Annotated in this window: 22 protein-coding genes and 1 rRNA gene; 6 read left to right on the forward strand and 17 right to left on the reverse strand. The window is 71.6% G+C overall.

What is annotated here, in order from left to right; genetic code table 11:
• Positions 1 to 77: 77 nt before the first annotated feature.
• The 6 genes from ACWDCZ_RS14345 to ACWDCZ_RS14370 all read right to left on the reverse strand — a co-directional run bounded on the left by ACWDCZ_RS14345 (position 78) and on the right by ACWDCZ_RS14370 (position 7680).
• Positions 78 to 1871 (reverse strand): bifunctional metallophosphatase/5'-nucleotidase, encoded by a 1794-nt coding sequence (locus ACWDCZ_RS14345; protein ID WP_380777463.1) that lies wholly within the window; start codon positions 1869 to 1871, stop codon positions 78 to 80.
• 191 nt (positions 1872 to 2062) lie between these two features.
• Positions 2063 to 3412 carry an ATP-binding protein gene (locus ACWDCZ_RS14350; protein WP_049654291.1) on the reverse strand — a complete coding sequence of 450 codons (1350 nt, stop codon included), beginning with the start codon at positions 3410 to 3412 and terminating at the stop codon, positions 2063 to 2065.
• Positions 3413 to 3494: 82 nt separating this feature from the next.
• Positions 3495 to 5069: an SCO6880 family protein gene (locus ACWDCZ_RS14355; RefSeq protein WP_049654294.1), complete on the reverse strand. Its 1575-nt coding sequence runs from the start codon at positions 5067 to 5069 to the stop codon at positions 3495 to 3497.
• A gap of 7 nt (positions 5070 to 5076) precedes the next feature.
• A complete protein-coding gene (locus tag ACWDCZ_RS14360) occupies positions 5077 to 6399 on the reverse strand; it encodes a hypothetical protein (RefSeq protein ID WP_449816053.1) in 1323 nt (440 codons plus the stop codon).
• A complete protein-coding gene (locus ACWDCZ_RS14365) occupies positions 6347 to 7162 on the reverse strand; it encodes a hypothetical protein (protein WP_449816054.1) in 816 nt (271 codons plus the stop codon). The genes ACWDCZ_RS14360 and ACWDCZ_RS14365 overlap by 53 nt, the downstream gene beginning before the upstream one ends.
• Positions 7163 to 7329: 167 nt before the next feature.
• Positions 7330 to 7680 carry a hypothetical protein gene (locus tag ACWDCZ_RS14370; protein ID WP_049654299.1) on the reverse strand — a complete coding sequence of 117 codons (351 nt, stop codon included), beginning with the start codon at positions 7678 to 7680 and terminating at the stop codon, positions 7330 to 7332.
• A 248-nt stretch (positions 7681 to 7928) separates the two neighbouring features.
• Between ACWDCZ_RS14370 and ACWDCZ_RS14375 the strand changes: the two genes are divergently transcribed.
• Positions 7929 to 9140 (forward strand): C40 family peptidase, encoded by a 1212-nt coding sequence (locus tag ACWDCZ_RS14375; protein WP_117491881.1) that lies wholly within the window; start codon positions 7929 to 7931, stop codon positions 9138 to 9140.
• A gap of 193 nt (positions 9141 to 9333) precedes the next feature.
• Positions 9334 to 10056, forward strand: a complete 723-nt coding sequence (locus ACWDCZ_RS14380; RefSeq protein WP_074006422.1) for a phosphatase PAP2 family protein — start codon at positions 9334 to 9336, stop codon at positions 10054 to 10056.
• A 44-nt stretch (positions 10057 to 10100) separates the two neighbouring features.
• Here the strand turns inward: ACWDCZ_RS14380 and ACWDCZ_RS14385 are convergent, their stop codons facing one another.
• A complete protein-coding gene (locus ACWDCZ_RS14385) occupies positions 10101 to 10292 on the reverse strand; it encodes a hypothetical protein (RefSeq protein WP_143204767.1) in 192 nt (63 codons plus the stop codon).
• Between the two features lie 159 nt (positions 10293 to 10451).
• Between ACWDCZ_RS14385 and ACWDCZ_RS14390 the strand changes: the two genes are divergently transcribed.
• Complete coding sequence (locus tag ACWDCZ_RS14390; RefSeq protein ID WP_079272945.1) at positions 10452 to 11351, forward strand: LolA-like protein; 900 nt, start codon at positions 10452 to 10454, stop codon at positions 11349 to 11351.
• A gap of 198 nt (positions 11352 to 11549) precedes the next feature.
• A complete protein-coding gene (locus ACWDCZ_RS14395) occupies positions 11550 to 11738 on the forward strand; it encodes a hypothetical protein (RefSeq protein WP_049655983.1) in 189 nt (62 codons plus the stop codon).
• Between the two features lie 44 nt (positions 11739 to 11782).
• On the opposite strand, the gene ACWDCZ_RS14400 is transcribed toward ACWDCZ_RS14395, so the two are convergent.
• Entirely contained in the window at positions 11783 to 12151 is a 369-nt protein-coding gene (locus ACWDCZ_RS14400) for a metal-sensitive transcriptional regulator (protein ID WP_049655968.1), read from the reverse strand.
• A 361-nt stretch (positions 12152 to 12512) separates the two neighbouring features.
• Here ACWDCZ_RS14400 and ACWDCZ_RS14405 point away from each other — a divergent pair, with 361 nt between their 5' ends.
• Together ACWDCZ_RS14405 and ACWDCZ_RS14410 are read left to right on the forward strand one after the other, a co-directional pair.
• Positions 12513 to 13133 carry a DUF47 domain-containing protein gene (locus ACWDCZ_RS14405; RefSeq protein ID WP_030059626.1) on the forward strand — a complete coding sequence of 207 codons (621 nt, stop codon included), beginning with the start codon at positions 12513 to 12515 and terminating at the stop codon, positions 13131 to 13133.
• Positions 13134 to 13138: 5 nt separating this feature from the next.
• Positions 13139 to 14134: an inorganic phosphate transporter gene (locus ACWDCZ_RS14410; protein WP_049655972.1), complete on the forward strand. Its 996-nt coding sequence runs from the start codon at positions 13139 to 13141 to the stop codon at positions 14132 to 14134.
• Positions 14135 to 14306: 172 nt separating this feature from the next.
• Here ACWDCZ_RS14410 and pstB read toward each other — a convergent pair whose 3' ends face one another.
• The 9 genes from pstB to rrf form a co-directional block, all read right to left on the reverse strand.
• Entirely contained in the window at positions 14307 to 15083 is a 777-nt protein-coding gene (gene pstB / locus ACWDCZ_RS14415; RefSeq protein WP_049655974.1) for a phosphate ABC transporter ATP-binding protein PstB, read from the reverse strand.
• Between the two features lie 42 nt (positions 15084 to 15125).
• On the reverse strand, positions 15126 to 16196 hold the full coding sequence (gene pstA / locus ACWDCZ_RS14420; protein WP_049655976.1) for a phosphate ABC transporter permease PstA: 1071 nt from the start codon (positions 16194 to 16196) through the stop codon (positions 15126 to 15128).
• The gene (pstC, locus tag ACWDCZ_RS14425; protein WP_049655977.1) at positions 16193 to 17170 is read right to left on the reverse strand and encodes a phosphate ABC transporter permease subunit PstC; all 978 of its coding nucleotides are present in this window, start codon (positions 17168 to 17170) and stop codon (positions 16193 to 16195) included. The genes pstA and pstC overlap by 4 nt, the downstream gene beginning before the upstream one ends.
• A gap of 151 nt (positions 17171 to 17321) precedes the next feature.
• The gene (pstS, locus tag ACWDCZ_RS14430; protein ID WP_049655979.1) at positions 17322 to 18455 is read right to left on the reverse strand and encodes a phosphate ABC transporter substrate-binding protein PstS; all 1134 of its coding nucleotides are present in this window, start codon (positions 18453 to 18455) and stop codon (positions 17322 to 17324) included.
• Between the two features lie 227 nt (positions 18456 to 18682).
• Positions 18683 to 19198: an NUDIX hydrolase gene (locus tag ACWDCZ_RS14435; RefSeq protein WP_049655980.1), complete on the reverse strand. Its 516-nt coding sequence runs from the start codon at positions 19196 to 19198 to the stop codon at positions 18683 to 18685.
• 1 nt (position 19199) lies between these two features.
• Positions 19200 to 20288: a CHAD domain-containing protein gene (locus ACWDCZ_RS14440; RefSeq protein ID WP_074006420.1), complete on the reverse strand. Its 1089-nt coding sequence runs from the start codon at positions 20286 to 20288 to the stop codon at positions 19200 to 19202.
• A gap of 121 nt (positions 20289 to 20409) precedes the next feature.
• Entirely contained in the window at positions 20410 to 22587 is a 2178-nt protein-coding gene (locus tag ACWDCZ_RS14445) for an RNA degradosome polyphosphate kinase (RefSeq protein ID WP_380742971.1), read from the reverse strand.
• Between the two features lie 347 nt (positions 22588 to 22934).
• The gene (gene mshD, locus ACWDCZ_RS14450; RefSeq protein ID WP_449816055.1) at positions 22935 to 23921 is read right to left on the reverse strand and encodes a mycothiol synthase; all 987 of its coding nucleotides are present in this window, start codon (positions 23919 to 23921) and stop codon (positions 22935 to 22937) included.
• A 73-nt stretch (positions 23922 to 23994) separates the two neighbouring features.
• Positions 23995 to 24081, reverse strand: a 5S ribosomal RNA gene (rrf, locus tag ACWDCZ_RS14455); the annotation flags it as partial.

Consider the following 24081-nt stretch of genomic DNA (forward strand, 5'->3'; position numbering starts at 1 on the left):
AAAGGGGCGGGTGGGGCGCCCCGACAGCGCCCCACCCGCCCCCGTCCCAGGGCTCACGCCCCGGAGCCGGCTCACGGTCAGTCGATGTCGCTGCCCGGGCCGATGATCTTGATCCGGTCCCGCGCCGGGGCCTGGAGCGGCGAGGCCGCCGTGCTGTGGGCGCTCAGGTAGGCCACGAAGACGTCCAGGTCCGAGGCGCCGACCAGCTTGTCGGTGCCGGCCGCGAAGGCCGGGAAGCCGTCGCCGCCGCCGGCCAGGAACTCGTTGGCCGCGACCCGGTAAGTGGCCGCCGGGTCGACCGGCGCGCCGTTCAGCCGCACCGAGTCCACGACCACCCGGTCCGCACCGGTCTTGCGCATGTCCAGGGTGTAGTGCAGGTTCGAGGACACCTGGAGGACCTTCGGCGCGGCCGCGTTGGAGCCGCTCACCTGCTGCTGGAGCAGCTGGATCAGCTGGGCCCCGGTCAGCGTCTTGACCTGCATCATGTTGGTGAACGGCTGGACGGTGAACGCCTCGCCGTAGGTCACCACGCCGTCGCCCTCGCCGCCGGAGGCCTTGTAGACCAGGTCGGAGCGGATGCCGCCGGGGTTCATGAAGGCGACCTGGGCGCCGCCCTTGTCGGCCGGGGCCAGCCCGGCGAGCTGCGAGTCGGCGATCACGTCACCGAGCGGCTTCTCCAGGTCGCTGCTGCCGCGGCCGTTGATGTCCGAGGCGACGTAGCCGACCGGACGGTTGGCGATCGGGGCGGCCAGCTTGGAGTAGTGGTCGACCAGCGCCGTCATGTCGGACGCCTTCTCGACCGTGCGGCGCACCACGTGGTTCTCGGCCTTGACCGAGGGGCGCACGATCTCGCCGGTGGTCTTGTCCAGCTTCATGTCGATCTCGGTGAAGAGCCGGCCGAAGGAGGCGGCACTGGTCACCGAGCGCGGGACGCCGTCGGGGTCGGGGATGCTGCAGGCGTACGCGTTGTGGGTGTGGCCGGTGACGATGGCGCCGACCGCCGGGTCGATCTTCTTGGCGATGTCGACGATCGGGCCGGAGATGCCCTGACCGGCCGCGCCGCAGTCGTAGTTGTAGACGCTGCTGGCCGGGTAGCCGCCCTCGTGGATCAGCGCGACGATCGAGTTGACGCCCTTGGCCTTGAGCTCGGCGGCGTACTTGTTGATCGTGGTGACCTCGTTGGCGAACTTCAGGCCCTTGACGCCCTCGGCGGTCACGATGTTCGGCGTGCCCTCCAGGGTGACGCCGATGAAGCCGACCTTCACGCCCTGGGACTTGGTCACCCAGTAGGGCGCCAGCAGCGGCTTGCCGGTCTTCTCGTCGGTGACGTTGGCCGACAGGTAGTTGAAGTTGGCGCCCTTGAAGGTGCGGCCGGGCTCGTAGCAGCCGTCGGTCGGGTGGCAGCCGCCGTCCTGCATGCGACGCAGCTCCTGCGCGCCCTCGTCGAACTCGTGGTTGCCCACGGAGGTGACGTCCAGGCCGAGCTTGTCCATCGCCTCGATGGTCGGCTCGTCGTGGAAGAGCGCCGAGGTCAGCGGGCTGGCGCCGATGATGTCGCCGGCCGCGACGGTGATCGAGTCGTCGGCCGGGATGCGCGCCTTGCGCAGCTCGGTGGCCAGGTACTCGATGCCGCCGGCCGGGGTGGCGACCTCCTTGCCGGTGGCCGGGTCGATCTCCTTGATCGTGCCGGACGAACCGGCCGGAGGCTCCAGGTTTCCGTGGAAGTCGTTGATCGCCAGCAGCTGGAGGTTGACGGTCTTGTGGCGCTTGGCGTCGGCGGCCTGGGCGGCCGTCGGCACGACGACCGTGCCGAGCAGACCAGCGGCGGCGACGACGGCGAGCGCCGTCCGTCGGGATCTGACGGTGAGCATGAAGGGTTCCCCTGCACCTTGGAGGGAGCACCGGCTGCGGACAGCGGCGGCGTTCGGGCGTGTGACATGTGTTGCGACTGCGAAGCCTAGGGTCAACGCGCGTAGCTGTCAGGACGTGGAACGTAACGAGAGGATTACCTACGGACGAACCGTCACCGTCCGCCGGGTGCGGAGCCTGCGGAGAAGGCCCCTCAGACCCCCGGCTCGGCCGCCAACTTCTGGTCCGCGCGCACCCGTTCGGCCACCGCGTCCTCGGTCATCGCGCGGTCGGTGTAGACCAGCGGGCGCTCCGCCTCGGTGATGATGTGTTTGACCACCTGGACGTTGCTGTTGACGTCCCAGACCGCGATGCCCGGCGACAGGGTCGGGATGATCTCCACCGCCCAGCGCGGCAGGCCCAGCACCCGGCCGGTGGCCCGCGCCTCCTCGGCCTTCTGCATGTAGATCGTCCGGGTCGAGGCCATCTTCAGGATCGCCGAGGCCTCCTTGGCCGCCGCGCCGTCCACCACGTCGGACAGGTGGTGGACCACCGCGACGAAGGACAGGCCGAGCCGGCGGCCGAACTTCAGCAGCCGCTGGAACAGCTGGGCCACGAAGGGGCTGTTGATGATGTGCCAGGCCTCCTCGACCAGGAAGATGCGCTTCTTCCGGTCCGGCCGGATCCAGGTGTGCTCCAGCCACACCCCGACGATCGCCATCAGGATCGGCATCGCGATCGAGTTGCGGTCGATGTGCGAGAGGTCGAAGACGATCAGCGGCGCGTCCAGGTCGATGCCGTCGGTCGTCGACCCGTCGAACATGCCCCGCAGGTCGCCGTCGACCAGCCGGTCCAGCACCAGCGCCACGTCCAGGCCCCAGGACTGCACCTCGCCCACCGCCACACCGAGTGACTCCACCGAGGACAGCTCGGGGTTGCGCAGGGTGTCGATGATGTCGTCCAGCACCGGCTGGCGGTCCTTCACCGAGGCCACCACGTGGGCGTGCGCGGCCTTCAGCGCGAAGCCGGCCCGCTCCTCCAGCCCGCGCCCCATCGCCACCTCGACGATCGTGCGCAGCAGCGACAGCTGGCCGTTCTGGGTGATCGCCGGGTCCAGCGGGTTGAGCTTCACCCCGCCGTCCCGGGCCGCCATCGGGTCCAGCCGGACCGGCTTTATGCCCAGCGCGTTGGCGATCAGGTTCCACTCGCCCACGCCGTCCTCGCCCTGCGCGTCCAGCACCACGACCTGGCGGTCGCGGAACCTCAGCTGCCGCAGCACGTACGTCTTCTCCAGCGCCGACTTGCCGTTGCCGGACTCGCCGAGCACCAGCCAGTGCGGGGCGGGCAGCTGCTGCCCGTACAGCTGGAACGGGTCGTAGACGTACCCCTTGCCGCTGTACACCTCACGCCCGATGATCACCCCGGAGTCGCCCAGCCCCGGCGCGGCGGTCGGCAGGTAGACGGCCTGCGCCTGGCCGGTGGAGGTGCGCACCGGCAGACGGGTGGTCTCCACCTTGCCGAACATCAGGCTGGTGAACGCCTCGGAGAGGTTGCCGAGCGCCATGGGCGGGCTCCTGACGGGTCAGCGGTGGACGGACGTACGGACGTACGGGTGTGCGGGTGCACGGGTGTGCGGGTGCGTCCGCTCAGCGGCGGATGCCGGTGGCGAACGGGAGGGTGTTGACGAAGGCCCGGTGGTGCTCGCGGTCGCACCACTCCAGCTTGAGGTAGCTCTTGCCGGCCGAGGCCCGGATGGTCCGCTTGTCGCGGGCCAGCGCGTCGGGGTTGCGCGAGGAGACCGTGATGTAGCCGACCAGGTTCACCCCGGCCGCGCCGGAGGCCAGGTCGTCGCCGCGCTGGTCCACCCGGCCGGTGTGGGCCAGGTCGCGCGGGTCGACCGTGCGGTTCATCTTGGCCGCGCGGCTCGCCTCGGCCTCGTCGTTGGTCTTCTCGGTCAGCATCCGCTCGATCGCGACGTCGGTGGGCTCCAGGTCCATCGTCACCGCGACCGTCCGGATCACGTCCGGGGTGTGCACCAGCAGCGGCGCCAGGAAGTTGACGCCCACCGGGGTGAGCGGCCACTCCTTGATCCACGCGGTCGCGTGGCACCACGGCTCCCGGGTCGCCGACTCCCGGGTCTTCGCCTGCAGGTACTGCGGGTCGGTCGCGTCCAGCTCGGCCGGCCAGGCGTTGCGCCGGGACATCGCCTGGATGTGGTCGATCGGGTGGTCCGGGTCGTACATCGAGTGCAGCAGCGAGGAGAGCCGGGCCTGGCCCAGCGGCTGGCGCACCCGGATGTCCGCCTCGGCCAGCCGGGCGCAGATGTCGGTCAGCTCGCGCGCCATCACGGCCGCCAGCCCCTCGTCGTCCCGCGCCCGCCGCCCGGTGGCTGTCCGGCCCATCGCGTGCGCCTCGGCGGCCAGGTCACGGGTGTAGTGCATGCAGGCCACCAGGTACGCCCGGTGCTGCTCCGAGGAGGTCGACACCATCGACTGGAGCTGGTCGTACGAGTCCTGCAGCCAGCGCGGCGAGGACGGGTCCCCGCGCCGCTCGACGTCCTTGGCGTGCGCGTCCGGGTCGGCCGGCAGGGTCCGGGCCAGGATCTGCAGCCGCGTCACGAAGCCGTCCCCGTTGGCGACGTGCTTCAGCAGCGTCCCGAAACGGTCGACCAGGGCCTCCTGGTCCTCCGAGTCCCGCAGGCCCACGCCCGGGCCCTCGATCTCGATCGCGGCCGTCACCGTGCGCCGCTCCAGGTGCATCAGCACCCCGACCTCGTCCGGCCCGAACGGCGCCGTCAGCCAGCGCAGCCGCCCCACCCCCGGCGGCGGGCCGACCTCCACCTCCCGGCCGTCCAGCCGGGTGCCCGCGTCCATCACGTCCGAACGCCACACCGCCCGCCCGCTGCGGACCGTCCGGCGGTAGGTGCGGTTGATCTCCACCCACTTGTAGAACGTCCGCCTGCGGTACGGCACGTACACCGCCGCGATGGCGAGCGCCGGCAGACCGACCAGACCGCCGATCCGCAGCGGCAGGACCGGCATCAGCAGGCCCCAGAGCATGCCGAGGAAGGCCCCGAAGATGATCAGCACGATCTCGCCGGACTCCCGGTTCCGGCCGATCGGCGCGTTCGGGCGGGCCTTGCCGATCAGGTAGGTGCGGCGCTGGTGGACGTACGGCTGGGCGTACTGGGCACCGTACTGGCCGAGCGGTTCACTGCTCACTTACCCGTCACCCTCCCTTCGCTGGATTGCTGTCGCGGATCGGAACCGGGCCCTGCTTCGGCCCGCCCTGCGGCGGCGGGGACGGCGTCCGCCCGGCGTGCGCGGCGATGCCCGGCGCGACCGAACCGCCGCCGGCACCCCCGCCGCCACCCGTACCGGCCGCCTGACCGCGGTCGCCGTGGGTGCTGATGCCCTGCTTCATCAGGTTCGCGGTGCCGTTGATCATCGCCGAACCGGCCTGCACGGCATTGGCCCGGGCCCCGCGCATGTTCAGCATCTCGTCGCCGAAGCCCGGCACGAAGCGGTAGACCGAGGCGCTCGCGAAGATCGACAGGAACAGGATCGCCAGCCCGGACAGCACCCGGGCGAAGTCGTCGTCCGCCCCGGAGCCGGTCGCCACCGCGCCCGCCAGGCCCAGGATGACCACGATGATCGGCTTCGCCAGGTCCACCGCCAGCATCACCCCCGCCCAGCGCCGCACGTGCTTCCACAGCTGCCGGTCCACCAGCCCCGCGTACACCGCCGTACCCAGCAGCGCGCCGACGTACAGCATCGCCGCCCGGATCAGCAGCTCCACCCAGAGCACCGCCGCCGCCAGCACCGCGACCAGCGACACGATCACGAGTATCAGCGGGCCGCCGCCCACGTCGCCCTTCTCCAGCGTGTCGGCGAAGCCCCCCAGGTACGACCCGGTGTCCGTCTTCGTCCCGACCGCGATCGCCTTGGTCAGCCCGTCCGTCACGCTCACCACGGTGTACAGGATCAACGGCGTGAACGCGGACGCCACCACCGTCAGCCACAGGAAGCCGATCGCCTCCGAGAACGCCGTCGCCAACGGCGCCCCCCGCACCGCCCGCTTCGCCACCGCCAGCAGCCACAGCACCAACGTGATCACCGTCGACACGGCGAACACCACGGCGTACTGCTGCAGGAACGACGCGTTGGTGAAGTCCACCTGCGTCGTCCCGTCGATCGCCCCCGACAACTTCCGCACCACCCACGCGGCGGCCTGCGCACAGCTCTTGGCCAACGACCCGAGCGGATCGGCCACAGCCCCGACGGCGCCGCCACCGGGGATGACGACCGCTCCCCCGGGAGCACAGCCAGCGTCACTGCCGGGGATCGGGAGATCGACCTTCTGACAGGTCGGAGTGGCTGTCGGCGACGGCTCCGCGAACACCCGCTGGGCGGCCGACAGCGCCGCCACCTGCAAGGTGGCCAGCACACCGGCGAGGGTGCCCACGCGGCGCCGTGCGCCGGAACGACGTGAGGTCTGGTCAACGCGCAAAGCGGAACCCCCCGAACTGCTGGACGGCGCCGGTGATCTCATCGGCGGTGGCGGCCTGCTGGTCTGCGGGCAGCGGCGCGGGGCCCTGCCTGCTGGTGTAGTCGGTGAGCTTCCAGTCGCTGCCCGTCCAGTGCAGCGAGAGCGTGAGGGTGAACCAGTTGGTGGTCACCGGCTGGACGGAGTGCTCGCCGGCGAGGCCGGTGAGGCCGGTGCACCACACCTCGACCTTGGCGTCGCCGTCGCTGTAGCCCGTCGACTTGGTGCCGACCGGTACCGTGCGGCTGACGAAGGTGAGGCCCTTGGGCGCGTGGCCCTGGGCGTCGAGGCCGTAGCGGGTGGCGGTGTCGCCGCCGAAGCCCTGGTCCAGCCGGCCCTGGAGCCCCGCCAGGGCGCCCGGGTCGGCGATGGTGGCGATGATGCCGTGCCGGCTGTCGGTGCGGAACATGTCCGCGGAGCCGATCGCCACCGCGTAGTTGGTGGCGGCCGACTGGGCGCCGGGTTCGGTGTGCGGGTAGCCGGTGGGGATGCCGTTGACGGTGGTGCCGACGGGCTGGTCGCCGCTGGGGGCGGGGCCGGCGCCGGAACCGGCGCGGTCGGCGGAGGCGCCGCCGCCTCCGGTGCCGCTTCCGCTGCCGGGTGTGACCCGGTTGGCGATGGCGATGGCCACGACGAGCAGGGTGACGACCACGAGGACGGCCAGCAGGGCGCGCAGCGGGCGGGACTGACGGTGGTTCTGCTGGGGGGAGGACTGTTCGCCGACCGGCAGGCGCGTACGGGTGCGCGGCTGGTCGTCGGACAACGGCACGGCGGCCCTCCTGGTGCGGGGAGCCGGGGCGGCTCCGGGGGCCCTCCGCCCGGGGGCGGGCGCGAGCGGAGGGTGGGAACGGGGGTGGGGTCCTGGCGGGCCGGCCGTCGGAGGGGGTCCGGACGGGGACCCGGTCTCAGGCAGGTCGGACTACTGCTGTCCGATCGTCAGATCGCCATGCCGTAGACAATGGTGAACAGAGTGCCGAGTGATCCGATGATGAACACGCCGGTCAGTCCGGCGACGATCAGCCCCTTGCCCTGTTCGGCGCCGAAGCTGTCGCGCATCGCGGTCGCCCCGATCCGCTGCTTGGCCGCGCCCCAGACCGCGATGCCGAGGCAGAGGAGGATAGCGACGGCCATGATGACCTCGACCATCACCCGCGCCTCCGACCCGAGGGTCGCGAACGGCCCCCAGTCCGGGGCGATTCCGCCGATGATGGTGTCGATGTTCGGCTTCTTGGGGGGGTCCTCGGCCAGGTGGCTGACCGCATTGGTGTGCACGCTGCTCAGGTTCATTTCCATCTCACCGCCCGATCAGGCAAATTCAAGGGCCCGGACCCGGCCCGCGCGAAGGGTCGGTACCTATTCTTGGCCAGATCTGATGTCGACTTGGCTACTTCTCGCGGATTGGTCGTGAGGCATCGGACACGTACGCGAGGATGTACACCGTACGAAGGATAGCGCTCACTGTTCGTATCTCTGATGATTGCGGTGAGCAACGCCTTCCGGGACACTTCGACTGACGACTCGTCGGGATGGTGCTGATGGTACTCCGGAAGGCCGGTACGGCCGCCGTCGCTGCGGGAGTTGTTGGTTTCGGGTTCATCGGGCTGGTGACGATAGGGACTTATGCGGCGAGTGGGACGCCGCAGCAGGCGGCGAATCGTTCCGCCCTGTCCCCCGGAACGGTCCCCGCGGCCTACCAGGAACCGATCCAGCGGTGGGGTGCGCTCTGCGCGGAGATCTCCCCACCGATGCTCGCGGCGCAGCTGTACCAGGAGAGCGGTTTCGACCCCAAGGCGCGCTCCGGGGTCGGGGCGCAGGGCATGGCGCAGTTCATGCCGGGCACCTGGAGCTCGTACGCCACCGACGGCAACGGGGACGGCAGGGCGGACGTCTGGGACCCGCTGGACGCGATCGCCTCGGCCGCGACCTACGACTGCGCGATCGCCAAGCAGGTCGCGAAGGTCCCGGGCGACCCGCAGGCCAATCTGCTGGCCGCCTACAACGCCGGCGAGGGCGCGGTGCTCAAGTACAACGGGATCCCGCCGTACCGGGAGACCCAGGGCTACGTCCGGAACATCCAGGCGATGGCCCGCAGCTTCACCGCGCCGGTCTCGCCGACCGCGCCGCTGGAGGTGTCCGCGCAGTCGTCGGCCGCGATCTACTTCGCGCAGACCAAGCTCGGCACCCCGTACCTGTGGGGCGGCGAGGGCCTGCCCTCGCAGAACGGGCGGTTCGACTGCTCGGGCCTGACCCAGGCCGCGTTCGCCAGTGTGGGCATCACCCTGCCCCGGGTGGCCAACGACCAGTGGTACGCCGGGCCGCACCCGTCGCGGGACCAGCTGCGGCCGGGCGACCTGGTGTTCTGGGCGACGGACCTGAGCGATCCGCGGAGCATCCACCACGTCGGGATCTACGTCGGGGGCGGGTACATGATCAACGCGCCGCACACCGGCGCGGTGATCCGCTACGACAAGATCGACACCCGGGAGTACATCGGCGCGACCCGGGTCACCTCGGACGGCGCCCAGGCGCTGCCGACCCGCAACAACGACGGCGTGGTGAACGCCCCGAGCCGGCCGGGCGGGACGGAGCCCACCGCCCCGGCGGGAGGCCAGGGCGGCACCCAGGGCGGCGCACCGGGCAGTGCTCCGAGCGGTGCTCCGAGCGGCACCCCGGCGGCCTCCGGCCGGCCCGCGGCCGCCGCCCCGCCCGCGCAGGCCGGGCCGAGCCCCACCGGGGCGGGAGGGTAGGCCCGAGGGGGCCGGGACGGCCGGGACCTGTGTGCGCGCTGTGGACGCTGAGTCACGTTTACATAACCGCGTGTTTCCATGGAACGCTGTGTCCCGGCGATGACGTTGGGTCCGGTGGCCCCCCGTCAGCTTTCGGCGCCGGGCCGGCCCCGGCGGGAACGTACAGGTGCAGTGGACCAGAAGGAGGTGCGGCGTGTCGACGCCGCTTGCCGACACGACCAACCCCGACCTCGACCTGCTCTACGCCGTCAACGGCCTGGCCAAGCGCTCCCCGCAGTGGCTTGACCACCTGGTCTCGTGGATCGGCGAGTACGGCATCCTGATCGGCCTGGCGATGCTGGGCCTGGTGGCCTGGCTCCAGGCCAGGCGCCGTCCGGACGCACCGGTGGCGATGGCCGGGCTGCTCTGGGTGCCGCTCTCGGTGGCGGTCGCCGAGCTGGCGAACCTGCCGATCGCCGCGATCGTGAACCGCCCGCGCCCCTTCGTCGACCATCCGGGGCTGCTGGTGCTGGTGGACGGCAAGGCCGGCACCCACTCCTTCGTCAGCGACCACTCGACCATGACGATGGGCGTCGCGGTGGCGCTGTTCCTGGTGAACCGCAGGCTGGGCTGGATCGCCGGCGGGCTGGCGCTGCTCCAGGGCTTCTGCCGGATGTTCATGGGCGTCCACTACCCGACCGACGTGATCGGCGGCTTCGCGCTGGCCGTCGCCGTGGTGCTGCTGCTGGCGCCGATCGCGATGGCGGTGCTGGTGCCGTTCTGCCACGCGCTGAGCCGGACGGCGGTCGCCCCGCTGATCCGGGCGCCCGAGCGCGGCGGCGCGGCCCGCGGCGGGGCCGGTCCGCGCGGCCGTCGGCGCGGGCGCGGGGCGGTGCGGGCCGGGGAGCAGCCGCCGGAGTCCGACCTCGCGGCCTGAACCCGCTCACGGGCGGGCGCGGTCAGAGCAGGCGGTCCAGGCGGTCAGTCCGGCTCGGCGCCGTTCCCGGCGAGGTGGTCGGCCCCCTCACGGCGGGCCAGGTCGCGCGAGCGGCGGGCCGGGGAGTACCAGCCGCAGCTGCAGGTCGCGAAGGCGAAGGAGCCGCGCTCGCTGATCACGAGGCGGTGTTCGGGCATCCTGGTGGTGCCGGGTGCGACCGGCAGCTCACTGTGCACGTGGTTCACCGTAACGCGCCGGACGCCTCCCGCGCGACGCTCCGGCGGTACCGGCCCCGTAACCCTTCGCGCCCCAACTCGTTTGCCCGGAAAGAGCTCTGCCCACCGGTGGTGTCCGGCGGGGCAGTCGGGCCCGAGGGGGTTGTCGCGAGGATGAAGATGACCGACCAGCAGCGCACCGGACGGCCGGCACGCCGGCCGGGTCCGCACCTGCGCTCGGCGGCCGGGGCCGCCCTGCTCGCCGCCGCCCTGGCGGCGGGGGCCGCCGGCTGCTCCGGAGGATCCGCCGACGGCTCCTCCGACCAGCAGTCGGCCGCGCCCGACCAGCTCGCCGCGGACCCGCTGACGGCGGTGCGCAACGCCGCCGACATCACCGGCCGCACCGGCTCCGCGCACACCGCGACGGAGCTGGTCACCGAGTCCGCCGAGAAGAAGGCCTCGTTCAGCGGCACCGGCGGCTACGACTACGTCAAGCGGATCGGCCGGCTGGAGGTCCAGGTGCCGCCGGGCGCGGCGACCACCGGGAAGATCGTCGAGGTGGTCCTGCCGGGCACCGTCTACCTCCAGAACAGCGGCGCCAAGGTCCCCGAGGGCAAGTGGGTCAAGCTGGACGTGCGTCAGCTGCCGGACGGCAACCTGGTCAGCAGCGGCGCCACCGACCCGGCCTCGGCGGCGGGGGCGCTGCGCGGGGCGCAGAAGGCGGAGGCGGTGGGCACCGAGACCGTCGACGGCGTCGCGCTGCACCACTACCGGGGCACCCTGGACCTGGCGAAGGCCGCCGACGCGACCGGCGGGCGGGGCGGGGACGGCCTGCGGACGGGCGCGCAGACCTTCACCGTCAAGGAGGTCCCGTACGACGCCTGGCTGGACGACCAGGGCCGGCTGCGCAAGGTGGTCGAGGTGTTCACCTTCGCCGGGGTGGCCGGGTCGAAGGAGCCCAAGGACCAGGTGAAGGTGACGTCGACGACCTCGTTGGCGGACTTCGGCAAGCCGGTGGAGGCGGCCGAGCCCGCGGCCTCGGACATCTACCAGATGAAGCCCACGGAGAGCCCGAAGTAGGGCGGGTCCGATGCTTCCCGGGCGGCCGGGGCGAGACGGGGTGCGGCCGGGGCGGGTGGCCGTCCGGGGAGCGACGGCCACCCGTTTCGGCGGTGCCGAGATGGCCCGTCCGTGCCATGTGGACGGGCCCCGGAGTGCCTAGGCTGGGCTCCGGGTGGCTGCCGCCCGGGCTGGCGAGGCACTGAAGGGGTGGTGCAGGTGGTGTCGTCCACGGGCGGCCGCAGCGGCGGCCACGACGACGCGGCCCTCGACGAGATCGATCTGGCCGGGGAGCTGATGATCGCCGCGACGGCCAGCTCCGGCGACCGGCTGCCGACCGAGCGGATCGACGAGGTGCTGCTGGACCGGAGCGAACCCGGGCAGGCCGACCGGGAGGCCGACGGCTAGCGGGGCCCGCGCGGCGGGCCCCGGAGCGGCGGACGGCCGGCGGCTCAGCTGCGCAGTAGGCGGCTGATCGCGGCGGTGGCCTCGGCCACCTTGGCGTCCAGTTCGGCGCCGCCCTCCTCGGCGGCCGCGGCGACGCAGTGCCGCAGGTGCTCCTCCAGCAGGGAGAGCGCGAAGGACTGCAGCGCCTTGGTGCCGGCCGAGACCTGGGTGAGCACGTCGATGCAGTAGACGTCCTCGTCCACCATGCGCTGGAGGCCGCGGATCTGGCCCTCGATCCGGCGCAGCCGCTTGAGGTGGGCGTCCTTCTGCGCGCTGTAGCCGTGCGGGCCGTGGTGCCCGGCCGGGGCGTGGCCGGCGTGCGGGTCGGTCCCCTGCGCGTGCTCCGGCTCGGTGCGCGCTTGCGTGGTGGTCATCGGCCCCGCCTTCGTCTCAGTGCCTGGTGGCTGCGTCGGCCACCAGTGTCCAACACCGGGGCCCTCCGTGGTGTTCCGACGGCCGACCCGGCACGTGCCGCCGGGCCGGGAGCGGGGGTGGCCGGCGGTTCACCCGTCTGAGCGGCGCCCCGGTCTTCCGTACGCACGACGGGGACAATCCGGGCGAGGTTCCGTCAGACTGAGGGCTCCAGTCCGCACGTGGCGGTGCGGTCCGGATCAGCCGGTGCGGCAGCCGAACGGAAGGGGAGCTTCCGGCTCCTTCCCCGGCCCCCCGTTTGCGTGATTGCGCTTGGTTGCACCTAGCATCGTTCAGTCCCTACCCCGCACATCGGAGATTTCCGTGCGTTTTAGCCTGACCCCGAAGGAGACGAGCTTCTACGACATGTTCGCCGCCGCGGCGGAGAACCTCGTCGTCGGATCGAAGCTCCTCTTGGAGCTGCTGGGATCAGACGTGTCGGCCCGTGCGGAGATCGTCGAGCGCATGCGCGCCGCCGAGCACGCCGGGGACGACACCACCCACGCCGTCTTCCACCAGCTGAACTCGTCCTTCATCACGCCCTTCGACCGCGAGGACATCTACAGCCTCGCCTCGTCGCTGGACGACATCATGGACTTCATGGAGGAGGCCGTCGACCTGGTCGTCCTCTACGACATCCAGACCCTGCCGAAGGGCATCGAGCAGCAGATCGAGGTGCTGGCGCGCGCCGCGGAGCTCACCGCCGAGGCGATGCCGAACCTGCGCAGCATGTCCAACCTCACCGAGTACTGGATCGAGGTCAACCGGCTGGAGAACCAGGCCGACCAGATCCACCGCAAGCTGCTCGCCCACCTGTTCTCCGGTCAGTACGACGCCATCGAGGTCCTCAAGCTCAAGCAGGTCGTGGACGTCCTTGAGGAGGCGGCGGACGCGTTCGAACACGTCGCCAACACGGTGGAGACCATCGCCGTCAAGGAGTCCTGACCCTCGTGGACATGGCAGCACTCATCGCCGTCGTCGGCGTTGCGTTCTTCTTCACGTACACCAACGGCTTCCACGACTCGGCGAACGCGATCGCCACCTCGGTCTCCACCCGGGCGCTCACCCCCCGGGCGGCGCTGGCGATGGCCGCGGTGATGAACCTGGCCGGCGCGTTCCTCGGCAGCGGCGTGGCGCACACCGTCTCCAAGGGGATCATCGAGACCCCCACCGGCGACAAGGGCATGGTGATCCTGTTCGCCGCCCTGGTCGGGGCGATCGCCTGGAACCTGGTCACCTGGTACTTCGGCCTGCCGTCCTCCTCCTCGCACGCGCTGTTCGGCGGCATGGTGGGCGCGGCGATGGCCGGCGGCATCGACGTGATCTGGAGCGGGGTCCTCGACAAGATCGTCATCCCGATGATCGTCTCGCCGGTGGTCGGCCTGGTCGGCGGCTTCCTGGTGATGCTGGCGATCCTGTGGATCTTCCGCCGGGCCAACCCGCACAAGGCCAAGCGCAACTTCCGGGTCGCCCAGACCGCCTCGGCCGCCGCGATGGCGCTGGCGCACGGTCTCCAGGACGCCCAGAAGACCATGGGCATCGTGGTGATGGCGCTCACCATCTCCGGCCACCAGTCCGGCAACGGGATCCCGGTCTGGGTGAAGATCTCCTGCGCGACCATGCTCTCGCTGGGCACCTACGCGGGCGGCTGGCGGATCATGCGGACGCTCGGACGCAAGATCATCGAGCTGGACCCGCCGCAGGGCTTCGCCGCCGAGGCCACCGCCGCCACGGTCATGTACGTCACCTCGTTCGTCTTCAAGGCGCCGATCTCCACCACCCACGTGATCACCGCGGCGATCATGGGCGCGGGGGCCACCAAGCGGATCCGCGCGGTGCGCTGGGGCGTCGCGAAGAACATCGTGCTCGGCTGGTTCATCACGATGCCGGCGGCCGCGCTCGTCGCGGCGCTGGTGTACTGGTTCGCCCACCTGTTCTGGGGCTGACGGCCCCGCGGGACGCGCGGAGCAGGACGCACGAACGGACAGGGCCCGCCCCCACATCTCGGGGGCGGGCCCTTTTCCATGCCCCGTGGCGGCACCGCCATGCAGCACCACGGGACAGCTCGCGGTCCGTCACGCCGCTCGGCGCCGGGGCGCCGCCCGTGACGGGGCCGGTCTAGCCGAAGCGGCCGGAGATGTAGTCCTCGGTCGCCTGGACCTGCGGGTTGGAGAAGATCCGCTGGGTGTCGTCCAGCTCGACCAGCTTGCCCGGCTGGCCGACGCCGGCCAGGTTGAAGAAGGCGGTGCGGTCGCTGACGCGGGCCGCCTGCTGCATGTTGTGGGTCACGATGACGATGGTGAACTGCTCCTTCAGCTCGCCGATCAGGTCCTCGATGGCGAGGGTGGAGATCGGGTCGAGCGCGGAGCAGGGCTCGTCCATCAGCAGGACCTGGGGCTCGACCGCGATGGCGCGGGCGATGCACAGGCGCTGCTGCTGACCGCCGGAGAGGCCGGCCCCCGGCTTGTTCAGCCGGTTGTGGACCTCCTTCCAGAGGTTGGCGCCCTTCAGCGAGCGCTCCACCACCTCGTCCAGCACGGCCTTCTTCTTCACGCCGGCGAGCCGGAGACCGGCGATCACGTTGTCGTAGATCGACATGGTCGGGAACGGGTTCGGGCGCTGGAAGACCATGCCGACCGAGCGGCGCACGGCGACCGGGTCGACGTTGGAGGCGTACAGGTTCTCGTCGTCCAGGAGGACCTTGCCCTCGACCCGGGCGCCGGGGATCACCTCGTGCATCCGGTTGAGGGTCCGCAGGAAGGTGGACTTGCCGCAGCCGGAGGGGCCGATGAAGGCGGTCACCGAGCGGGGCTCGATGCTCATCGAGATGTCCTCGATGGCCTTGGTGGTGCCGTAGAAGGCCGACAGTCCGCTGACGTCGATGCGCTTGGCCATGATCGTTGCTTCTCTCGTCTGTCTCGTACGTCAGTCGGTCGCTCAGTGCCCGCCCTTGGGCGAGCGCCAGCGCGCGATGCCCCGGGCGATGAGGTTGAGCCCCATCACGAAGGCGATCAGCACCAGCGCCGCGCCCCAGGCACGGGCGTAGCCGAAGTCGTTGTTGACCTGCGAGTACTGCTGCCAGATGTACATCGGCAGGGACTGCTGCGGGCCTTCGAACGGGTTGTTGTTGATGGAGTCGGCGCCGAACACCAGCATCATCACCGGGGCGGTCTCGCCCGTGATGCGGGCGACCGCGAGCATCACACCGGTGGTGATGCCGCCGATCGCGGTGGGGAGGACGATCCGCAGGATGGTCTTCCACTTCGGCACGCCGAGCGCGTACGAGGCCTCGCGCAGCTCGTTCGGGACGAGCTTGAGCATCTCCTCGGTGGACCGGACCACGACCGGCATCATCAGGATCGCCAGTGCGAGGCTGCCCGAGAAGCCGGAGTAGCTGAAGCCCAGCGCGAGGTTCCAGATCGAGAGGATGAACAGACCGGCGACGATCGACGGGATGCCCGTCATGACGTCGACGAAGAAGGTGACCGCCTTGGCGAGCGTGCCGCGGCCGTACTCGACCAGGTAGACGGCGGTCAGCAGACCGATCGGGGCGGCGATGGCGGTGGCCAGGCCGACCTGCTCCAGGGTGCCGATCAGCGCGTGGTAGATGCCGCCGCCGGGCCCGGACTGGATCACGCCCTTCATGGAGTGGCCCAGGAAGTTCCCGTCGACCACGTGGATGCCCTGCTGGACGGTGTAGACCGTCAGGGCGACCAGCGGGACGACGGCCAGGATGAAGGCGACCCAGACCACCGAGGTGGCGAACCGGTCCTTGGCCTGCCGACGGCCCTCGACCTGGGCCGAGAGGGTGTAGCTGATCAGGAGGAAGAGCAGGCCCGAGATCAGGCCCCACTGGAGGTGGCTGGCCAGCCCGCCGACCGCGCCGATCCCGCAGCCGAGGGCGATCGAGCCGGCGGCGACGGCGGCCGGGGCCCACTTGGGCAGGCGGTTGGCGGTCAGCGGACGGCCGACGGGCCGGGCGTCCTCGACGAGCGCGGTGACGGTCATGCGTTGGCCCCCGAGTACTCCTTGCGGCGGGCGATGATCAGTCGCGCGGCACCGTTCACCAGCAGGGTGATGACGAACAGGACGAGGCCGGAGGCCATCAGCGCGTTGCGGCCGTTGTCCCCGGCCTCGGCGAACTTCAGCGCGATGTTCTGCGCGAAGGTGCCGCCGCCGGCGTCGAGGATGTGCAGCGACAGGACGTTGCTGGCGGACAGCACCACCGCGACCGCGATGGTCTCGCCGAGCGCGCGGCCGAGGCCGAGCATCGAGGCCGAGATGATGCCGGGGCGGCCGAACGGCAGCACCGCGGTGCGGATCATCTCCCAGCGGGTCGCGCCGAGCGCGAGCGCCGCCTCCTCGTGCATCCGCGGCACCTGGCGGAACACCTCGCGGGAGACCGCGGTGATGATCGGCAGGACCATGATCGCCAGCAGGATGCCGACGGTGAACAGGTTGCGCGGGGTGCCGGTCCTGGTCTGGTCGAAGATGTACGTCCAGCCCAGGTACTCGTTGAGCCAGCTGGTCAGACCGTCCATGTGCGGCACGAGGAAGAGCGCGCCCCAGAGGCCGTAGACGATGCTGGGGACGGCGGCGAGCAGGTCGACCAGGTAGGCGAACGGCTGGGCGATCCGGCGCGGCGCGTAGTGCGAGATGAACAGCGCGATCCCGATGGCCACCGGGACGGCGATCGCCATCGCGATGACGGCGCTGACGATGGTGCCGAAGGCCAGGACGGCGATGCCGAAGACGGGCTTCGGGGCGTCCGGCGTCCACTCGAAGGAGGTGAGGAAGTTGCCTTCGTTGGTGCTCAGGGCCTGGACCGACCGCCAGGTCAGGAACGCCGCGATGGCGGCCATGATGACCAGCAGCAGGATGCCCGAGCCCCGGGCGAGGTTCATGAAGATCTTGTCGCCGACCCGGCTGTCGCGCGGCCGGCGTTCCCTGCCTCGCGGGGCGGCAGGGGAGGATGAAGTCATTGGTCTACTCCGGTCTGGTGGTGCCGCCCCGGAAGGGGGAACGGCACCATGGCGGCGGTGCCCCGGACGTGGTGCTGGGTGTGGTGCGTTCCGGTGGGGCGGCCCCGGCCCCCCTCGCTCACGGGGCCGCCCCACCGGGGGTCCTGTCGGGTCAGGCCAGGGTCGCGATGACGCCGTTGACCTTGTCGGTCACGGCCTTCGGCAGCGGGACGTAGCCCTTCTCGCCGACGGCCTTCTGGCCCGCGTCGCTGGCCGTGTAGGTCAGGAAGGACTTCAGGGTGTCGAGGGTCTCGGCCTTGTTGCCCTTGTCGCAGACGATCTCGTAGGTGATCAGGACCAGCGGGTAGGAGCCCTCGTCCTTGGTCGCGTAGTCGAGCTTCAGCGCGAGGTCGCTGCCGGTGCCGGCGGCCTGGGCCTTGGCGATGGTGCTGGCGGCGTTCTCGGCGGTGGCCGCGACCGGCTTGGAGGCGCCCGTGTTGATGTCGGCGCTCTTCAGGCTGTTGGTCTGGGCGTAGGCCAGCTCGACGTAGCTGATCGAGTTCTTGACCTGCTTCACCTGGGCCGAGACGCCGGCGCTGCCGTTGGCCGACTGGCCGCCCTTGGCCGCCCAGGCCTTGCCGGCCGGGTAGGTCCAGGCGCCGCCGCCGGCGGCGGCGAAGTACTTGGTCAGGTTCTCGGTGGTGCCGGCGTCGTCCGAGCGGTGGAAGGTCTGGATCTCCGCGTCCGGCAGCTTGGCGCCCGGGTTCAGGGCGGCGATCGCCGGGTCGTTCCACTTGGTGATCTGCGAGTCGAAGATCTTGGCGGAGGTCGGGCCGTCCAGGACCAGGTTGTCGACGCCGTCGACGTTGTAGACCAGCGAGATCAGACCGCCGACCATCGGCAGGTCGATGCCCTGGCCGCCGGTGCAGACCGCCTTGGAGGCGTCGACCTCGGCCGGCTTGAGGGCCGAGTCGGAGCCGGCGAACTGGATCTTGCCCTGGTTGAACTGCTGGATGCCGGCACCGGAGCCGCCACCCTGGTAGTTGATCGTGCTGCCGGAGCAGGCGGCGGCGAAGCTGGTCTTCCAGACGTCCATCGCCGCGGTCTGCGCGGTCGAACCGGCGGCGATCAGCGAACCGGCCTTGCCACAGTTGATCGCGCTGGTCGCGGCGGAGCCGTTGGAGCCACCGGACGCGGTCGTGTTGTTGTTGTTGTCCGACCCGCAGGCGGCGAGCGACAGCGAGCTGACGAGCGCCATGGCACCGATCGCGAGGGCCTTGGAGCGGCCGTTCCGCTGGAGCTTCACAGGGGTGTCCCTTTCTGTGGCATTGCCCTTGGCGTGCGCCGTACGCGTACGGCCCAGCGCGGGTTTTGCTGTGGTCCGGGGCCCGTGCGGCCCTCCGGTGGTCCCGAAGTTAGGCCGGGTAAGTGACACGACAGCCGGTCGCAAGTGAACGGCGAGTGAACCTCGAACGGATGACAGGAAACTACGTCAGGTAGTAACGGTTGCGTCACGGGGAGGGCGCGACGAGATCACTTCCACCGTTCCTTCACCGGCCCGGCCCCCGCGGCCCGCACCGGCTCCGCCCCCAGGACCGCCAGCAGGGCGTCGACCAGCAGCCGGTCCTGGTCGTGGGTGAGCCGTGCGCGCGCCTTCCCGGCTGGCAGCCAGTCCAGCCGGTCCACCTCCCGGTTGGGCCGGAAGGACCCGCTCGACGGCACCGCCGCCCAGTAGCGGACCTCCTTCGGACGGCCCTGCACCCGGTAGTGCTGGGTGGGCAGCTCCGGGCCCAGCAGGCAGTGGAACCCGGTCTCCTCCCGGACCTCGCGCAGCGCCGCCTCGGCCATCCCCTCACCGGCTTCGAGCTTGCCCTTCGGCAGGCTCCAGTCGTCGTACTTGGGCCGGTGGACCAGCGCGATCCGCGGCCGCCCCAGCCGGCCGCTCTTCTTCGGCCGGCCCGGCAGCCACAGCACCGCGCCCGCCGCCAGGATCACCGGGCCGTGCCCCGCACCGGCCGCCGCCCGGCCGGTGCGGGGGCGCTCGCCCACCTCAGACCGTCCGGGGTGCGACGGAGTGCCCCCAGGCGTCGGCCGGGACGAGCTCCAGCCAGCCGTCCGGGCCGGGCGGCAGGTCCGGCCAGCGGCGGCCGACGGCGTACCGCGCCGACTCCACCTCCAGCCGCTGGTCGGCGTGCACCACGCCCAGCACGTACGCCGTCGCCGGGGTGATCCGCGGGGTGCGCGCCGCGGTGGCGGCGGTGACGGCGGCGTCCGCCGCCTCCTGCTGCCGGTCCAGCACCGCGTCCAGCCCGTCCAGCTCGGAGGACGCGCGGCCGCACACCTCCAGCACGTACCGGGCCCGCTTCACCAGGATCCGCAACCGCGCCCAGGGCGCGTCGTCGGCCGCCAGCGCGGTGTCCGCGTCCGTCGCCCCGCGGGACGCCGGCACCGCGCCCAGCCGGCGCAGCCCGTCCCCGCCGTACGGCGTCGCGGCCCGCTGCAGCGGCAGCTGCTGGGCGCCCGCGGACAGCGCGGCGAACGCGGCGGCGGCCTGCGGCAGCAGCACGGCCGGGGCCCGGCCGTCCGCCGAGTCCAGCAGCGGCGCCTCGCCGACCAGCAGGGTCATCCGGTCCGCCAGCGCGTGCAGCCGGGCGGAGCGGAGCTCCTGGAGCACGGTGGAGTGCGCCCTGGTCCGGGCCAGGGTCAGCTGCCGGTCCAGCAGCGCGCGCGCCTTGGGGGCGCCCGCGTGGCCGGCCAGCATGCCCGTCCCCTCCGGGTCGGTGCCGCTCAGCAGGTCCAGCGCGCCCAGCAGCCGGGCCGAGCGGCGGACGTAGCCGGGCTCCAGCGCCAGCAGGTTGAGCAGCCAGCGCAGCTCGGTGCGCGACTCCTGCGCCCAGGTCTGTTCGAAGACCGAGCCGAAGGTGTGCAGCAGCCCGCCGATCCGCCGGACGGCCCGCAGCAGGTCCGAGGTGCCGGCCGACGGGACGGTCGAGGCCGTCCCGGGTCTGGCACCGACCTCGCCCACCGCCAGCGGCAGCGCGCGCAGGAAGGCGCCGGCCTGGACGGTGAGGTGGCGGGAGAGGATGTCCCCGGCGGTCGCTGTGGAGGCCGCCTGGGCCGTCATCGGCGCTTCGGTCATGGCGTGGTAGATCCCCGTTCCCCCGGGGCGGTCCCCCGGAGCTGGTGGCCGACCGCCGGAACAGGTCCCCTTCGGGCCCCGAGGGGCCCGACTGCTCCGGCGGCTCGCATCAGTGGGCGCGTCAGCGCGAGGTGGCGGCCCTGCGGCGCTGGCGCGAGTCGATCAGCAGGTCCTGGACGTGTCGCAGCGGCCGGGCCTCGGCGTCCTGCGAGTGCCTGGTCCAGGCGCCGTCCGGCCCCAGGTGCCAGGACTCGGTCTCGTCCGACACCCCGAGGTCGATCAGCCCGGACAGCTCGGCGCGGTGCGCCGGATCGGTGATCCGCAGCAGCGCCTCGATCCGGCGGTCCAGGTTGCGGTGCATCATGTCGGCGCTGCCGATCCAGACCTCCGGATCGCCGTTGTTGCCGAACACGAAGATCCGGGAGTGCTCCAGGAAGCGGCCCAGGACGCTGCGGACCCGGATGTTCTCGCTCAGCCCCGGGACACCCGGGCGGATCGCGCAGATCCCGCGCACCCAGACGTCCACCGGCACCCCGGCCTGGGAGGCCCGGTACAGCGCGTCGATCACGGCCTCGTCGACGATCGAGTTGACCTTGACCTTCACGTAGGCCGGACGGCCCGCCCGGTGGTGGGCGATCTCGTTGTGGATCCGCGCGACCAGCCCGTCGCGCAGGCCGCGCGGGGCGGTCAGCAGACGGCGGTAGGACTCGCGGCGCGAGTAGCCGGAGAGCCGGTTGAACAGGTCCGAGAGGTCCGCGCCGACCTGCGGGTCGGAGGTGAGCAGGCCGAGGTCCTCGTACAGCCGGGCCGTCTTCGGGTGGTAGTTGCCGGTGCCGACGTGCGAGTAGCGGCGCAGGGTGTCGCCCTCCTGCCGGACCACCAGCGAGAGCTTGCAGTGCGTCTTCAGCCCGACCAGGCCGTACACCACGTGGCAGCCGGACTCCTCCAGCTTGCGGGCCCACTTGATGTTGGCCTGCTCGTCGAAGCGCGCCTTGATCTCGACCAGCACCAGCACCTGCTTGCCGGACTCGGCCGCGTCGATCAGCGCGTCGACGATCGGCGAGTCGCCGGAGGTGCGGTACAGGGTCTGCTTGATCGCCAGCACGTCCGGGTCGGCGGCGGCCTGCTCCAGGAAGGCCTGCACCGAGGTGGAGAAGCTGTCGTACGGGTGGTGCAGCAGCACGTCGCGCTCGCGCATCGCGGCGAAGATGTCCGGCTGGGAGGCCGACTCGACGTCGGTCAGCCCGCGGGCCGTGCCGGCCACGAACTTCGGGTACCTGAGCTCCGGGCGGTCCAGCTCGGCGATCCCGAACAGCCCGGTCAGGTCCAGCGGCCCGGGCAGCGGGAAGACCTCCGCCTCGGTGATGTTCAGCTCCCGCACCAGCAGGTCCAGGATGTACGGGTCGATCGACTCCTCGACCTCCAGCCGGACCGGCGGGCCGAAGCGCCGCCGCATCAGCTCCTTCTCCAGGGCCTTGAGGATGTTCTCGGTGTCGTCCTCCTCCACCTCCAGGTCCTCGTTGCGGGTGACGCGGAAGGCGTGGTGGGCCAGCACCTCCATCCCCGGGAAGAGCTCCTCCAGGTGGGCGCCCATGACGTCCTCCAGCGGGACGTACCGCTGGGGCGAGGCCTCCAGGAAGCGGGCCAGCGACTGCGGCACCTTGACCCGCGCGAAGTGCTTGTGCCCGGAGACCGGGTTGCGCACCACGACGGCCAGGTTCAGCGAGAGTCCCGATATGTACGGGAAGGGGTGCGCCGGGTCGACGGCCAGCGGGGTCAGCACGGGGAAGATCTTCTGCCGGAACAGCGTGTGCAGCCGGGCCTGCTCCTTCTCGGCCAGCTCCGACCAGCGGACCAGCTCGATGCCCTCGGTGGCGAGGTCCGGCAGCACCTCCTGCTGGAAGGCGGCGGCGTGGCGGGCCATCAGCTCGCGCGAGCGGGTCCAGATCAGGTCCAGCACCTCGCGCGGCTGGAGGCCGGAGGCACTGCGCGTGGCGACGCCGGTGGCGATCCGGCGCTTGAGGCCGGCCACCCGGACCATGAAGAACTCGTCCAGGTTGCTCGCGAAGATCGCCAGGAACTTCGCCCGCTCCAGCAGCGGGATGCCCGGGTCCTCGGCCAGCTCCAGGACCCGCTCGTTGAACGCGAGCCAACTGCGCTCGCGGTCCAGGAAGCGGCCCTGCGGCAGCGCTTCGAACTCCTCGTCGTCCGTGGCCGGCAGCTCCGGCGGGATCCCCAGCGCGCTGGACATCCGGGCCGGGGGCGACAGCGGGGCAGAGACGGGGCGGGGGATGCTCATGGGCTCCAGCTCCTCCAGCAGCAGGACGGCGTCCGGACGCGATGGGCTCTGCGGGCCGTCGCCCTCGCCCCGGGCCGGACCCGGGGACAGCACCCACCCTCCGGGCGCGGTCCGTACAGGACCGGCCGGTGCGTGGCGGTCGACTCTGCACGAGCGAGACACTACGGACTTCATCCTGTGATCTTCGCGGCAGCAATTGAATCCACGGTAAACACCGCATGGCCGGGAGGAAAGCTGAGTCGGTCGGGGCAAGGGGTTCGGCCGTCCCGTACCCCGTCCGTTCCCTGGTCCGCGCCCCGGTCCGGGGGTGTTCCGGGGGCGTTCCGGCCGACGGCGGCTACCGGCGGCTAGGCGGGGCGGGGCGCCCGGTACGGGGCCCGGTACATGAGGTCCACCTCGTGGACGGTGAACCCCAGGCGTTCGTACACCCGCACGGCCACCGGGTTGTCGGCGTCGACGTAGAGGAGGACGGCGCCCAGTCCGCGCTCGCCGGGGCCGCTGCCGGTCAGGTGGCGAAGGCCCGCCGCGGTCAGTGCCCGGCCGAGGCCGCTGCCCTGCTCCGCCGGGTCCACGCCGACCACGTACACCTCGCCCAGCTCGGGCTCGGTGGCGGTGGCCGGGTGCACCTTGGTCCAGTGGAAGCCGACCACCCTGCCGTCCCGGGTGGCGAGGAAGAAGCCGGCCGGGTCGAACCAGGGCTCGGCGATCCGCTCGGCCAGGTCCTGCTCGGTCCAGGTGCCCTGCTCGGGGTGGTGGGCGAAGGCCAGAGCGTTCAGCCGCAGCCACTCGGCGTCGTCCTCCCCCGGGCGGAAGGTACGGAGCTCGATGCCCGCGGGGACGACCACGTCCTCGGTCTGCGGGCCGGGCCGACGCATCTGGCGCAGTTCGCGGACCAGCTCCGCGCCGTACGCCTCGGCCAGGTGCCGGGCCGCCGGGTGGCCGCCGTGCACCCAGAAGTCCACCGCCTCGCGCCCCGCGCGGTGGGCCTGCGCCAGGACGGCGTCCACCAGCGGACGGGCCAGGCCGCGACCGCGGACGGCGGGATCGACCACCAGCTCGGCAGCGGGGTTGGCGGCCGGGTTCTCCGGCACCTCCAGCTGGCCGTAGCCGAGGACGGCTCCGGTCTCGGACTCGGATCCGGCCCCGGATTCGGTCTCTACGAGATGGATGACGCCCGGGCGCGGAGTCTCCGCGTTCCGCAGCCGGAGCCGGCCCTGCTCGGACACGGCGGCCCGGCCGTCCACCGCCTGGGCCTCCGCCAGAACACGCAGAGCGCCGTCGCGCTGCGCGGGCCGGAGCACATCGTTCGCAATGACCGCTGTCTGATCGTCCATGCCCTGACGATACGTCACCGGAAATGCGAAGAACCCCCATCCGGGACCCGGATGGGGGTTCTTCTGAATAATTGTTCGGCGGCGTCCTACTCTCCCACAGGGTCCCCCCTGCAGTACCATCGGCGCTGTAAGGCTTAGCTTCCGGGTTCGGAATGTAACC

Source organism: Kitasatospora sp. NPDC001225, assembly GCF_053597855.1.